At 50.5% G+C, this 14,820-nt stretch carries 11 protein-coding genes and 1 riboswitch; of the genes, 1 reads left to right on the plus strand and 10 read right to left on the minus strand.

Annotated elements, in window-relative coordinates:
- Positions 1-139: 139 nt before the first annotated feature.
- The 4 genes from mqnC to metA all read right to left on the minus strand — a co-directional run bounded on the left by mqnC (position 140) and on the right by metA (position 4,781).
- Positions 140-1,273: a cyclic dehypoxanthinyl futalosine synthase gene (gene mqnC, locus FHS19_RS19540; protein WP_183583500.1), complete on the minus strand. Its 1,134-nt coding sequence runs from the start codon at positions 1,271-1,273 to the stop codon at positions 140-142.
- A gap of 185 nt (positions 1,274-1,458) precedes the next feature.
- Positions 1,459-2,640 carry an aminotransferase class I/II-fold pyridoxal phosphate-dependent enzyme gene (locus FHS19_RS19545; protein WP_183583501.1) on the minus strand — a complete coding sequence of 394 codons (1,182 nt, stop codon included), beginning with the start codon at positions 2,638-2,640 and terminating at the stop codon, positions 1,459-1,461.
- Positions 2,637-3,821 carry a PLP-dependent transferase gene (locus tag FHS19_RS19550; protein ID WP_183583502.1) on the minus strand — a complete coding sequence of 395 codons (1,185 nt, stop codon included), beginning with the start codon at positions 3,819-3,821 and terminating at the stop codon, positions 2,637-2,639. Before FHS19_RS19550 ends, FHS19_RS19545 begins: the two co-directional genes overlap by 4 nt.
- Positions 3,822-3,845: 24 nt before the next feature.
- Entirely contained in the window at positions 3,846-4,781 is a 936-nt protein-coding gene (gene metA, locus FHS19_RS19555) for a homoserine O-acetyltransferase MetA (protein WP_183583503.1), read from the minus strand.
- A gap of 122 nt (positions 4,782-4,903) precedes the next feature.
- A riboswitch (SAM riboswitch) is annotated at positions 4,904-5,031 on the minus strand.
- Between the two features lie 424 nt (positions 5,032-5,455).
- Here metA and corA point away from each other — a divergent pair.
- Entirely contained in the window at positions 5,456-6,391 is a 936-nt protein-coding gene (gene corA / locus FHS19_RS19560) for a magnesium/cobalt transporter CorA (protein WP_183583504.1), read from the plus strand.
- Between the two features lie 118 nt (positions 6,392-6,509).
- Here the strand turns inward: corA and FHS19_RS19565 are convergent, their stop codons facing one another.
- The 6 genes from FHS19_RS19565 to FHS19_RS19590 all read right to left on the minus strand — a co-directional run bounded on the left by FHS19_RS19565 (position 6,510) and on the right by FHS19_RS19590 (position 14,798).
- Positions 6,510-7,517, minus strand: coding sequence for an HRDC domain-containing protein (locus tag FHS19_RS19565; protein WP_183583505.1), 1,008 nt, complete (start codon positions 7,515-7,517; stop codon positions 6,510-6,512).
- 179 nt (positions 7,518-7,696) lie between these two features.
- Entirely contained in the window at positions 7,697-8,884 is a 1,188-nt protein-coding gene (locus tag FHS19_RS19570) for an ROK family transcriptional regulator (RefSeq protein ID WP_183583506.1), read from the minus strand.
- 113 nt (positions 8,885-8,997) lie between these two features.
- Positions 8,998-10,626, minus strand: coding sequence for a glycoside hydrolase family 43 protein (locus tag FHS19_RS19575; protein WP_183583507.1), 1,629 nt, complete (start codon positions 10,624-10,626; stop codon positions 8,998-9,000).
- 61 nt (positions 10,627-10,687) lie between these two features.
- Positions 10,688-12,154 carry an MFS transporter gene (locus tag FHS19_RS19580; protein ID WP_183583508.1) on the minus strand — a complete coding sequence of 489 codons (1,467 nt, stop codon included), beginning with the start codon at positions 12,152-12,154 and terminating at the stop codon, positions 10,688-10,690.
- 731 nt (positions 12,155-12,885) lie between these two features.
- On the minus strand, positions 12,886-13,767 hold the full coding sequence (locus FHS19_RS19585; protein WP_183583509.1) for an ROK family protein: 882 nt from the start codon (positions 13,765-13,767) through the stop codon (positions 12,886-12,888).
- 170 nt (positions 13,768-13,937) lie between these two features.
- Complete coding sequence (locus FHS19_RS19590; RefSeq protein ID WP_183583962.1) at positions 13,938-14,798, minus strand: 5'-3' exonuclease; 861 nt, start codon at positions 14,796-14,798, stop codon at positions 13,938-13,940.
- Positions 14,799-14,820 lie beyond the last annotated feature (22 nt).

Here is a 14,820-nt window from a genome sequence, read left to right on the forward strand (position 1 = left end):
CCTTTTGCCGGGAAATAATAAAGGGCCACCCCCTTTGAACAACAAAGGAAGAAGCCCCTATTCATATCTGAAATCGATCGGTACAAAAAAACCGCTTCGTCTTAACGAAGCGGCTCGCTCGATCATGAAATATTTAATATTAGTTCTGCATGACGAAGTCGTTTTCCACTTGGGAACCTTCTTCGAAGACGCGAAGCGTCTCGTATCTCGTGTTCCGCTGCGCCGGGATTTTACCTGCTTCGCGGATCAGCTGCAGGATGGAATTGATGTTAACCTTGTGCACCGCACCGGCGGAGGACACGACGTTCTCTTCCATCATGGTGCTGCCGAAGTCGTTGCAGCCGTAGCTAAGCGACAATTTGCCCACTTCCGGTCCCATCGTTACCCAGGAGGACTGCAAATTCGGCACGTTGTCCAGCACCAGGCGGCCGATTGCCACCGTCTTCAAATACGCTTCCGGCGTTTCGCGTTCCCGCTTCAAGCCCGTATTGTCCGGCTGGAACGTGAATGGAATAAAGGCGAGGAAGCCTTTGGAGTCATAACCGTTCGCAATACATTCATCCTGCGCGTCGCGAATGCGCAGCATATGCAGGGCACGCTCTTCCATCGATTCACCGAAGCCGATGACCATCGTGGCCGTCGTGTTCATGCCGATTTTGTGCGCCATTTGCATGACGTCCATCCAGTCGCGCCAGGTTCCTTTATGCCGGCTGATCTTGGAGCGGATCCGGTCGTCGAGGATTTCGGCGCCGCCGCCCGGCAGGGAATCCAGTCCCGCCGCTTTCAGCTCGCGCATGACTTGTTCCAGAGACAACCCTGATACTTCCACCATTTTGCGGATTTCGGCCGGTGAGAAGGAGTGCATCGTGATGTTCGGGAACCGCTGCTTGATGCCCTTCAGCAGGTTCGTGTAGTAATCGAACGGCAGATAAGGGTTTGTTCCGCCCTGCATCAAAATTTCCGTGCCGCCGACGTCTTCGGTTTCCTTGATTTTTTGGAAAATCACTTCGTCCGGCAAGGTGTACCCTTCTTTGTGCCCAGGGACACGGTAAAATGCGCAAAATGTGCAGTATGTATCGCACACGTTTGTATAATTGACGTTCCGTCCGATGACGAAAGTCGTAATTGGATCGGGATGAACCCTCTTCATCATGATATCGGCAGCATGACCCATTTTCTCCACTTCGTTGCTATCGAACAATGTCACGCTGTCTTCCAAATTCAGGCGTTCGCCCCGCAGTGCTTTATCCAGGATACGGTCAACCGCACTCATATTTGGCAGCCTCCTATCATATGTGAATTTTGTAACATAAATTAAACATGACCACTACCATCTTAACACAATTGGCGCATGGGGCAAACGAAATTCATAGAATCCGTTGGCCGAATCCGGGCTGACGCGGGTGGCGTGGCTGGACGAAGGAAAGGCACCGCCGAAGCGGTGCCTGAGTTGATGATTTAGCCTTGAAGCGCCTGATCCAGATCGGCGATCAGATCGTCGACGTCCTCGAGGCCGACGGAGAAGCGGAGCAGCCCGTCGGTAATGCCGCGCTCCAGCCGGACCTCAGCCGGCATCGCCGCATGGGACATCATCGCCGGATAGGACAGAATGCTCTCCACCGCGCCCAGGCTGACGGCCACGAGCGGGATTCGCGCGCGGTTCAGCACCTGCTTGGCCCGCTCGCCGGAGCCCACGTCAAACGAGACGACGGCTCCATAGCCGGTGGACTGCTTCTCGTGAATTTCTCTGCCGGGATGATCGATAAGCCCCGGGTAAAAGACCTGCGTAATATCCTGACGCCCTTTGAGCCAAGCGGCCAGCACGGCGGCGCTCTCTTCGCTGTGCTTCATGCGCGCCTGCAATGTTTTCATGCCCCGCATCAGCAGCCAGCTCTCCTGTACGCCCAGCACTGTTCCCAGACCGTTCTGCAGCTGCTTCAGCTGGCGGCCGATTTCCTCGGTGCGGGCGACGGCCAATCCGGCCAGCACGTCGCTGTGTCCGCCAAGGAACTTCGTCGCGCTGTGCAGCACGATATCCACGCCTACCTCAATGGGACGCTGGTAATACGGCGTCATAAACGTGTTATCCACCATGGTGAGCAAATCATGCTCCTTGGCCCACTTGGTGACGGCTTCGATATCGGTAATCTTCAGCGTCGGGTTCGATGGGGTTTCCATATATACGGCCTTGGTGTTCGGCTTCAACGCAGCCTTCACCTGATCCAGGTCGGTCATATCCACGAAAGTGCTCTCTATGCCGTGCCGGTTCAAGATGCTTGTAAGCAGGCGGTAAGTTCCGCCGTATACGTCCTCGGTCACGATCATGTGATCGCCGGCCGACAGAAGCATAAACGTGCTCGAAATGGCGGCCATGCCCGACGAATAGGCGAACCCGCGCACCCCGCCTTCGAGCAGGGCGATATAGTCCTCCAGCGCCTGGCGCGTCGGATTGCCCGAACGGCTGTAATCATGCACCGGCGGATTGAAAATGTCCGCATGGTGGAACGTAGACGCCTGATAGATCGGCACGCTGGAAGCGCCCGTCGCGCCATCGATTTCCGAGCCGAAATGGAGCAGCTTGGTTGCGAATTTCAAATCCTGCTTGCCTTTGTCCTGATGTCCTTTGCCCAAATCACTCATCCTTGGCTGCTCCCTTCCACTTCCTTGATCGCGGCATCCAATGCGCCGCCCAGATCCGCAATGAGGTCATCGATGTGCTCGATGCCCACCGAGAAACGGAGCAGACGGTCGTCGACGCCGACGGCCTTGCGGATTTCTTCGGGAATATCAGCATGCGTCTGTACCGCTGGATAGGTCATCAGCGATTCCACGCCGCCAAGGCTTTCCGCAAAGGCGATCAGTTGGATGTGGCGAAGCACAGGCTCCACGTAGCGCGCGTCCTTCACTTTAAAGGAGAAAATACCCGTATTCCCCCGGGACTGCCGGTTCTGGATGTCATGTCCTGGATGATCCGGAAGCGCCGGATAAAACACTTCGGCAACCGCCGGATGCGTCTGGAGGTACTTGGCCATCGCCGTGGCATTGCTTTCATGGCGCTCCATCCGCAGGGCCAGCGTCTTCATTCCTTTCATGAGCTGATAGGAATCCGTCGGCCCGAGCACCGCACCGATGGAATTGTGCAGAAACGCTATTTCCTCGGACAGCTCTTTGCCTTTGGTCACGATCAGGCCTGCAAGGACATCGTTATGACCGCCCAGGTATTTGGTCGCGCTGTGCACGACGATATCCGCGCCGAGCTCGATCGGACGCTGAAAGAACGGCGTCAGGAGCGTATTGTCCACGATGGACAGCAAGCCGTGGCGGTGGGCCCAATTGGAGACGGCCTCGATGTCCGTGATCATCATGAGCGGATTCGTCGGCGTCTCGATAAACACCGCCTTCGTATTCGGGCGTCTGGACTGTTCCAGCTCGTCCAGGTTGTTGGTGTCGACATACGTTGCGGTAACCCCGTATTTGGAAAGGATCCTTTCCAGCAAGCGGTATGTACCACCGTACAGATCCAGCGAAACGATCAGGTGATCGCCCTGGCTGAACAGGGTGAAAATGGTTTGCAGCGCAGCCATGCCCGAGCTGCAGGCAAAGCCGGCGTCCCCGGATTCCAGCTTCGCCGCTGCGGCTTCAAGCACCTTGCGGGTCGGGCTGGCGGTCCGGGCGTAGTCAAAACCGGTGCTTTGGCCAAGCTTCGGATGGCGGAAGGCTGTTGCCTGATAAATCGGGAAGTTTACTGCTCCGGTCACGGGTTCTTCGACGGAGCCGATTTGGGCCAATCTGCTTTCAATTTTCCATGGGTCCTTTTCCATGTGCGTATCCTCCTGTAGGGTCGACTAAATTTGCGGCCAGACTTCAAGACTCTCCCCGATATCATAAGGAGTTTCCTGATATACATAGTAATTCAGCCAATTAGAGAATAATAAGTTGGCATGCGAGCGCCAGATAGCGAGCGGGGCCTGACTCGGATCGTCGTTCGGGTAGTAGTTGACCGGAATTTTCATGTCCATGCCTTTCGCGATATCGCGCTCATACTCCCATTTCAGCGAATCCGGATCGTATTCGGAGTGGCCTGCCACAAAGATCTGCTTGCCGTCCCTGCTTGCTACCATATGGATGCCGGCTTCCTCCGATTCCGAGAGAATCTCCAGCTCCACAACATGCTCGATATCCTCGCGCCGCACCTCGGTGTGGCGGGAGTGCGGTACATAGAAAACATCGTCGAAGCCGCGGAGAAGCTTCACGTTGTTCTTCATCACCCGGTGCGGGAAGACGCCGAAGCATTTTTCCTTCAGGTCCCACTTGGGAATGCCGTAGTGGTGGAACAATCCGGCCTGGGAGGCCCAACAGATATGCATCGTCGAGGTGACGTTCGTTTTGGTCCAGTCCATGATCTCGCGGAGCTCATCCCAATAGTTCACGTCCTCAAAATCCATCTTTTCGACTGGCGCGCCGGTGATGATCATACCGTCAAAACGGCGGTGCTTCACTTCTTCGAACGTTTTGTAGAACGACTTCAGGTGCTCCGAAGGCGTGTTCTTGGAAATATGGGAGCCCGGATGAAGCAGCACAATGTCGACCTGCAGCGCCGAGTTCCCAAGCAGGCGGAGAAGCTGGGTTTCTGTCGTTTCCTTGGTCGGCATCAGATTGAGAATCGCGATGCGCAGCGGACGAATGTCCTGGTGATACGCTTTGGTATCGTCCATGACGAAAATATTTTCCCGGGTAAGAACTTCTTTCGCCGGTAAAGTGTCGGGAATCTTGATCGGCATCGTTATCATCTCTCCTTTTTTCTGAAAACCGCGAAAATCGTAGCTTGAGAAGAAGCCGAGTATACAAAAATGACCTTTCCCACACAAAAGAGAAAGGTCATTACACGCTCATTACTGCGCCTCTCTCATCTGTCAGGAGACAACGCCTAATAAGCCGCTGCCATGTTCCTGCAAGAATTAGCACCGTGCGTAAATACCGCCGGTTGCCGGGTTTCATCGGGCTAGTCCCTCCACCTGCTCTTGATAAGATTTCGCTGTATTCAATTTTTCATTGTCTTGTTCCTTACTTTAAATCATAAGCCCATCCTTCGTCAAGACGCGGATTTGTCATTTTCGGCAGCATTTCGTGCACCGATCGCTGACCGCTTCCATACCCTGTTATCGGGACCTGCCGGCCGCCATTTTGTTCTTGAAAGGAATAAAACCCGGCGTTATACTAGACAAGTGTTTCATACCCCGATATGACTGAGGTGACATGAAAGATGGAAGGCGACCCGAGCCCGAAGCTGAATGCATGGAAAACACAACTGCATAGATCAAAGATCAGCTTGCCGGCAGAGGGAAGTTTTCATTTTCGTGCCCGTACGTTTCTACAGCAATCCCCCGAATCCCGCTGACCGGCAGCGCTGATTTCTTTTCTATGCTCAAACATCTTGAGCAAGGAGTGAAATCATATGAAAATCCGGTTGGTAAACGAAGGAGTATTTAATCCGATCGATGACCTGCAAACTGTACTGACCCCGCCTTTGGCCGGCTTTTACTGGATCGACGCTGACGTCGACGACCTCGCGGAGCTGCAGCCGCTGTTTTCGCTGCATGATCTGGCGGTTGAGGACTGTCTCAGCGAAGAGGAGCAGCGCCCCAAGATCGAAATTTACGAAAACCACTATTTTATCGTGGTCAACAGCATCCGGTTTGACGACGAGGAAATTTTTCTGCGCGCACTGAACGTTTTCCTCGGAAGACACTTCATCATTACGGTGACGAAACAGAAAATCAACGAACTGCGGACGCTGAAGCCGATCCTGTGGGAACAGGAAGTCAGCGGGCCGGACCGTTTTCTGTACCTGCTGATTGACCTCGTGGTTGACAACTACTTCGTGGTCGGCGACCGGATCGAAGCCAAAATCGAGAAGCTCGAAGAAGACATTCTCATGCATACGAAAAAGTCCCATTTGAACGAAATTATCGGCCTGCGAAGCGAGATCCTGTGGCTGAAAAAAGTGCTGGGTCCGCAAAAGGATGTCATCAATACGTTAAATAAAAAAGACCTCCGGCTGATTGACGATCAGCTGCAAAAATATTTCAGCGACATTTACGAAAATGCGGTCAAGATTTCCGAAACATTCGATACGTACCGCGATCTGATGAGCAACTTGCGCGAGGCGTACCAGTCAAGTATCGCTAACCGCGCGAACGAGATCATGAGAGTGTTTACGGCCATGACCGTTATCTTCATGCCTTTGACGATCATTACAGGAATCTATGGCATGAACTTCGATAACATTCCGGAAATTCATTGGAAATACGGCTATTTCATGATCCTCGGCATCATGCTCGTCCTTGGTCTCGGTATGGTTGTCATTTTCAAGAAAAAGGATTGGATCTGAAAGTCAGCGCATAACCCCATCATGATAAATTGGAAAACAGGACGAAGGAGACGGCCGCACGCGGTTAGAGCCTTCGTCCTTTTGCATGTCACTGGCCATATGCCCGTGCAAGCTCCGTTTACCCTGCGCTTCTGTGGCTCTCGGGCTGCCGGCGGAACCGGATGCGGATCAGCCGGATCCGTTCATAACGCTGCTCCATACCGCTTCCCGCAGCGGCATCCTCTCCGTATACTTGCAGCAGCACCGGCTTCAAGAGCGCGTCGCCCAGCTCCTCCAGCGCGGCCCACACCCGCTCCTGCTCCTCCTGCGATATCTCCTTCAGCTCGCTTTCGATCAGCCGCTCCGTGTCATACCCTTCCTTCTCCAGCTGCTCCAGCGCCTCCACCAAATCTCTGCGCGGCAGACCGCATTCCTGTTCCAGCTGCTTCAGGTTCATTCCCTCATAGATTCCCTTCAGCATGGTGCGCCGGATACGGTATTTATCCAGGTCCTGCTTGTACTTATGCTCCTTCTGCTTGTAGGTCCACGATAGATACGACTGGTCGTCCAGGGCGTCATTCACCCAATCCAGCGGAAATTCATGGCTGCGCTCCACCGTTCCCGCAATTTCGATCAGGTCGGCTCCGTACTCCGACGCCTTGCTCTCCCCGACGCCCGGAAGCTGCAGCAGCTCTTCGATCGTCTGCGGCACGAAGGCGCTGATCAGGCGGAGCACCCGGTTGCTGGCGATAAAATAAGGGGCCTTGCGTTCGCTGGCCGCCTTCCTTCTCCGCCAGGCGGTCAGCTCGGCGTACAGTTCCTCGTTGTTGTGCAGTTCGCTATAGCAGTACAGCTTCTGGACGGTATGGCTGCGGCCCTTCAGCTCCTCTTCCTCATGGAACGTGCCGTCGATCAGCGGGCGGAATCCTTCGCCGAGCTTGACGGCGAGGCCGTGCCTGTAAATGTACAGCATCTCATTCCAGGAACCGCCTTCATACCATTCGGAATCCATGGCTTCCCCGGTCATCTCCAGATCCCTCCAGCCGAGATGCCAGGTCCCCTCCTCTTCGCCAATCCATACCTGGGCGAGCTTCTCATCCTCACTTCCGGCATCCTTCACAAGCCGGTTCATAAATACGATCTGCATGTTTACCAATTCCTCCATCCACATAGGGTAATCAGCACAACGCAAAAAAGCACCTCTCTTAAGTTAAGAGAGGTGCTTCCCCATTCGTACAGATGTGCTGTTATAGTTGATCATACCATATTATGTAAAATGGTCAATGGGTTTTAGCCAAATCTTCGCCAATTAATATTTCATTTGGTTCATCGTAAATGCCCGGATCCCTTGGTAAAAAATAAATCATGCGATTCCAATCCGAGAATTTTTCTGGAAACCAAGGCAACTCCGCCAAAGAGCGTTAATTCATGAATATGGTGGTCTAGCGAAATAATTTGCGTGGAGCCAAGCGGATCAAGTGATGAATATTCTTTAATAATCTCGTCTAGTAGGCATGGGAAAAAGGCGATAAATCGTGAGGAAAGGAACACAGCATCCGGAGCGCTGTATTGGATTAAATTATAAGAGATTTGTGCAATTGCTATGACCCATTCCTCCATGATAGCCGCAATTTGTTCATCCTTTAACTCCATTAACAGAATAAAATCATCCTCTAACGTAAATCCTGGTCTGTTTTTCAATTTGCCGATCCGGTCAAGCACCGCTTTTTCGGAATAAATCTCTTCTAAACGCCGATTTTTTTTATTTTCCGACATGATAATGGATCGTCCTATTTCACCGGACAATCCGTTTAAGCCTTTATACAGGCGTCTCTCGATAATCGTTCCTACGCCTATTCCGTTATGAATGTTTAAAGCCAGAATGTTATCGAATTGAATTTCCTCGGTATGACGGTAAAAATCCCGGATATAAATCGCCGTGAGATTGGCTTCATTCTCGATGATAACGGGAACGTCGATCAGTTCCTTCAACGCATCGATTAAATTAAAGGATTGAAAGTCCAGGAAAGGACTATACAGGATCTGATTATCCAATACCGGTGCGTGAAGCGAGATGGAGATTCCGACCAATCCGTTGATCGTATCATACTTTTCCAAATTCAAAATCACATTTTTCATCAATGCAAAAATTTCTTTTACTTTGTTGGTATATAATTTCAAAGACACATGATGAATAAGCTCGCCATTAATATAATTGATGGAATATTTTAAATAATTTACGCCCATATCAAACGCCAATACAAACCCAAACTTACGATTAAAGCGTATTAAATTGGGCCGACGCCCGCCAATGTTGGATGCTTCTCCTATGCCTAGCTCTTCAATCAAACCTTGGTCTTGAAGCTCACGTACAATAGAAGAAACCGTGGATTTCTGAAGATTGATTTGGTCGGCTATTGAACTTCTAGACGTCTGATCAGTATTAAATAGAGCTTTTAATACTAACTTTTTGTTATTTTCTCTCATAACATCCTGATCAGTTTTCATAATCATTTGTTGTAATCCCTTTCAAATGTTATCGTACTTAGAAGTATAGCATATTAATTCACATTACTACTAAGAAAGAGCCGGAAGTCATATTCTTCCAGCTCTTTCGGGGATCACAATTAATTATTTTCAAGCTCTTTATACATAAAATAATCGAAATCCGCCGGCAAATCATAACCGGAATAATCAACATTAGCCATCCCGACAAACGCTCCCGTAAAGAAGCCGCCGTAGGACTGTACCACGTAATCGTCGGACAAAATCGCGGCATCCAGCGTTACGTCGATATCCGTCCACTGCTCGCCGTCGAAGGAATAGGCGTAGGTATACGTTTCTTTCCGAACCTTCACTTTAAAATGCACGTATTCCGCATGTTCGGGAACTTTAACGGCTTTATCCTTCAGAAAGCTCGTCAGAACGCCACGGTCATTTTGCGTTACTTCAATAACTCGTCCATTGATTTCGTTCCATGTCACATGGATCATCGACCAATGTCCCGTATTGTAATAGTTCACGAGTCCCGCCATCTGCTGGAAGGTGTAAGGCGAATACGCAACTGCCGTCTGTGCGTCGAAATAAAAGGACTGCCAGCGTCTTGCGACAAGCGACTGCTCGTGTTCATTCGTTAAGGAACCTTTGCCGAACAAGCGCAAGTTCCCCGGTTTCTCCGTCAGAGAACCCATCTTCTCATCAAACGGAACGCGCAGCGTACTAAAATTGATATTTAATGCCGCGGAATCAAAATGATCCGTTTCCGGATAGGTCGGCGCATACTTCGTTTCCGTGCAGCCTTTGGGAGCTTCGACAAACCGGCTTCCCTGCTTGCCGCCTACGATATACGGCCATTTTTCCTCGTTCCACTCCACTTTTTGAATCGCCGTTTCTCTTCCCAGCGTGCACCAGCCGCGCGGATCGCGGATCGATTCCGTCTCGCGGTGCCAGGGGCGTCCCGTCAAATGCGCGAAATACCATTCGCCCGACGGCGTATCTACCAATGAGCCGTGCCCGCATTTTTGAAGCTCCCCGTCAGGAGAATCAAACGCGGTCAGGAATACATCGCCAGGCTGCGTTTCGTAGGAGCCGAATAGTTCTGCCGAACGGGCAACCACCTCTTGGTGGGAATAAACCGTTCCGCCTTCCGCACAAAACAAATAATAATACCCAAATAATTTATAAATATGAGGGCCTTCCACCAGCTTAACGTCGGTCCCTTTATAAATGATTTTTGCCGTCTCCGGAAGCAATCTTTGTTGCTCAACCGAGTATTCCGTCAGCTTTATGCCGTTAAACGGATGGCGATACTCTCGATGATCCCATTCCATCTGGACAAGGTATTTTTTTCCGTTGTCGTCATGGAATAGCGAAGCGTCAAACCCTACTCCGTTCAGCTTAATCGGGTCGCTCCAAGGACCTTCGATGCTTTCGGCGGTAGTCAAGTAATTAGTCATGTCCTTGAAGGCGCCTTCCGTCACTTTCACGTCGGTATAAACCAGCCAAAATTTCCCGTCGGCATAGGACAAATCCGGTGCCCAAATGCCTGCCGAATCCTTGTTCCCTTTCATATCCAACAGTGTTCTCGTGGAGAGCGGGTGCGTAATCAGCCGCCAGTTGACCAAATCCTTTGATTCGTGGATTTGCACGCCCGGAAACCATTCGAAGGTTGAGGTTGCAATATAATACGTTTCGTCAACCCTTACGATGGACGGATCCGGATTGAACCCCTTTAATACCGGATTTTCGATTTGCATAAAAGTATCCCCCTGATCTATTCAATCTATCAATTCTTGAAGTTGTGTTCAAAATCACCTTTTACGCTTTCATTTCAGCGCGTTTTTCGTCAAGTTGTTTGTTGATGCTGTCAACGTCCTTATCAGACAGTGGATAGAATTTCATCACAATCATAGAAACAACAGCAAGAGCAGCAGGTATCCAAATAGCAGTCACATTAATTCCTGATACGGCAAGAGCTGTTTGTTGATCGGCATGTTCGTCAAATCCATAAGCGGCAAGGAACCACAGTGGAACGGCACCGCCAATCGTGAAGCCAATCTTGAAGAACAGCCCCATAATCGCGTTGATGATAGCCGCATTACGTTTCCCCGACTTCAATTCGCCATATGAAACCACTTCAGGAACAAGGGCCCACATGAAACCAGTCGCCGAAGTCAAACCCCACTGTTTGATGAAAGTCGAAACATAAGCCAACCAAAGTTGATCGTGCATACCTTCAAGACTCCAAACCCAAGTCAGGATTTCGCCGACCACAAACATACCGAGGAAGAAATAGAAGAAGCCTTTTTTACCGAATATTTTCTTGAGTTTTGGCCAAAACGCCGCAAAAGCGATACCAGGGATGGAGGCAATCAGCCCCACAGCACCCATCCACTCGGAGTGATCAACGGTATACTGGTTAAAGTATCCGTTAACCGTATTCATGAAGAACATAAATGTAAATGCCAACATGAAGAATACTCCCAAGATAACCAATGGCTTATTATTCTTAAATTCAACAAAGAAATCGGAGACTTTAACATGTGCCGACTGCTCTGCATTGGCGACAACGCGTTCTTTCGTCAGCTTGTAGCAAAGGAACAGCGCAATGGCCCCAATAACCATATAAACGGCATAAACGCCAAACCAAGCGTGATCTGCAGAAGGGTCAGTATAAGTTCCCATATGAAGTTTTAGCCCAAACAAGCCGGTGTCTTTGAGTTCACGGTCTTTAGGTGCAGCCATTTGAACAAACATTGGGAACAAGGTATAGACAAGAAGATTGGCACCGTTTGCAAGCATCATACGCGTTGTTGTGATTTGGTCAACAGATTTAGGATCACGGGTCAATGAAGCGTTCAACGAACCGTAAGGAATATTGACGACGGAATAAACCAAGTCAAGCAAGAGATAAGTGATGAAGGCATAGGGCACAGAGTCGCGAATCCCAGGAATCGGCGCAAACAGCAGCGCAGCCAAAATAACGAGCGGAATGCCTCCACGAAGTAACCAAGGACGATATTTGCCTGCTTTTGATGAGCGTTTATCAACAAAGGTTCCGACCATTGGGTCCCAGATAACATTGATGATCCGGACTATGGCGAAGATAAAACCTGCTGTTGCTGTACCGATAGAATTGACAGTCGTCATGTAGAGGGCAAGGAAGCCTCCGACTGTACCAAAGACAAGGTTTTGAGCAAAGTCTCCAAAACCGTAGCCAAGACGTTCAGAAAGACTAAGCTTGTGATACTCATTTTCCTGAACTTGTTTTGTGTTATCACTCATGATGAAAACTCCTTCTAAGATGTTAATTTTACCAACAAATTAGGTCTACTTGTCACTTCACTAAACTTCTAAACCCAAGTTAATCTTCTCACTTCGTAGGGGAAAAATTCGTTGAATACGAAAACTAAATAAAAGCCCTTACATTTTTACAAACTCGTATGAAGCTTTTAATTAAAAATAAAAAATTAGCTCAATTGCTTATCATTCCGACTCATTATTTTTCCCCCTGATAAATTAAACCTTTGAAACTTATATTAGTTCGTCCATCAAACGAACTAAGTATAAATTAACACAATACTTATCAATTATCAACTTCATGATTTAGACATTTATAATATTCACTACTTTGGGCACGATTTATTAATCATCTCGGAGCAGCTCCATCGGAAGAGAAACACTGCAAACGAAAAATGTTGATACCCTGAATCCATCCGTTCTAGCCAGTCGTAAATACGCGACCCAATAAAACATTGTTTTCGCCTCCAGTTTCACCCAACTGTATCCGTTCAGAAAACATAAAAAACCCGTAATTATTTATAATTACGGGGCTCAAAACTTATAATTTCTGTTATTTTTTTTGTCAGGTGTAAAAAAACTCTAACGAAATGATTCAGGGATGAACCTAAACTTCATTCGGCATAAATGCGAAAAAGAGGGCTATTCAGCCCTCTTTCCTTTTTTTCAATGCAAGCCATCACATGAAAGCCCGCTATTCGGTCTGAGCCTTGATCTTAACCCGCAGCCAGCGCTTTCTTGGCGAGCGCGAGCGCGCCGCACAAGCCGGCGTTGTCGCCAAGCTGAGGCGGAACGATGTAATTCTCGATATCGTCCATGATGGCTGGCACCTGAACGTAGCCGTTCAGCTGTTTGCGCAGCTCAGCATGAATCAGCGGGAACAGCTGCAGCTGCTTCATGACGCCGCCACCCATAACGATTTTTTGCGGAGACAGGATCAAAATGTAGTTCATCAGCGCCTGAGCGAGATAGTAAGCTTCCATCGCCCAAGCCGGATGGTCGGGGGTCAATTCCGCACCCGGAACGCCCCAGCGTTTGGACAAGGAAGGTCCGGCTGCCAGCCCCTCCAGGCAATCGCCATGATAAGGGCAGAAGCCTTCGAACTTGTCCTCCGGATGACGGCGGACCAGAATATGTCCCATTTCCGGATGGGACAGGCCATGGATCAGCTCGCCGCCCACAACCGCGCCGGCGCCGATGCCCGTGCCAACGGTAATGTACAGGCAGCTTTCGAGCCCCTGGGCTGCCCCCCAAGTCGCTTCGCCCAAGGCGGCTCCGTTGACGTCGGTATCAAATTCGATCGGCAGATCGAAGTGCGAGCGCAAATGCCCGACCATATCAAAATTGCTCCAGTAGGGCTTCGGCGTCGTCGTAATCCGTCCGTATGTAGGACTTCCCTTCACCGGATCAATCGGCCCGAATGAACCTGCTCCGATCGCCGCGATGTCTTTGCCCTTAAATAAATCGACCACCTGGGCCATCGTTTCCTCCGGCGTCGTTGTCGGAAAGCTGATCCGTTCCAAAACGGTACCGTCCTCTTGACCGATTCCGCATACGAATTTTGTTCCCCCTGCTTCAATAGCTCCTAATAGACTCATCGTAGTCGTTCCCTCCTGCAGCGGGCCTCCCCAGCCCTGTATAAATGCCATATACCTTTATCTTGTCTATCTAACAATCACGGGCATTATAGCCCAGTTAATCCGTGAAAGTCAATCCGGGTAGAGCACAAAAGAGCCGGCGCTACAAAAACGCCAGCCCTCTGCACCCGCTAGCCGATGGCCAGTCCCATAAGAGAACACAGGCTCTTCATTTCCAGTTCTTCAAACTTGCTGATCACCTGATGGTGATCGAGAGACAGCTGGCACACGTCCAGCGAGCAGGCGACTGGCACGCAGCAGTGAATCTCAGCCAGCTTGCGCGACAGGTGCAGCATGTCGAGGTCGGCCTCGATCTTGGCGCGTACACTCTTGGACAGCTGGTCCAGATGATCCAGAATGCCTTCAACGGACTCGTATTCCTGCACGAGCTTGATCGCCGTTTTCTCGCCGATGCCCTTCACGCCGGGGTAGTTGTCGCTCGTATCGCCCATGAGCGCCTTCACGTCGATAATCTGCCGCGGGCGCAGCTGCTTCTCTTCATACAGGGATTCCGGTGTATACACTTTGTAGTTGCCGTGCCCTTTTTTCATAATAATGACCGTCGTCTGATCGCTGACGAGCTGCAGCAAATCGTTATCGCCGGACAGGACCATCACGTCCATCTCCCGTCCGAACTGATCGGCCAGCGTACCGATGCAGTCGTCCGCTTCATACCCTTCCGCGCTGATATTCGGAACGCCGAGGCTGTCCATCACGTCGCGGATCATCGAAAACTGCGGAATCAGATCATCCGGGGCGTCCGGGCGATTGCCTTTGTAAGCGGCAAACTGCTGTCCGCGGAACGTGCCGCCGCCGAGATCCCAGCAGCAGACCACATGGGTCGGATTAAACGTTTGCACGGCATCCCAAAAATAACGAATAAAGCCGTAGATCGCGTTCGTCGGAACTCCCGCCTTCGTGCGGCGAATGTAGCCGCTGGACGCGGTCGCGAAATAAGCTCTGAATAATAAGGCCATGCCATCCACCAGCATCACGGATTGGCGTTGTTCATTT

This window comes from Paenibacillus rhizosphaerae (genome assembly GCF_014192015.1).
In the GTDB taxonomy this organism is placed as follows: Bacteria; Bacillota; Bacilli; order Paenibacillales; family Paenibacillaceae; genus Paenibacillus_AQ; species Paenibacillus_AQ rhizosphaerae.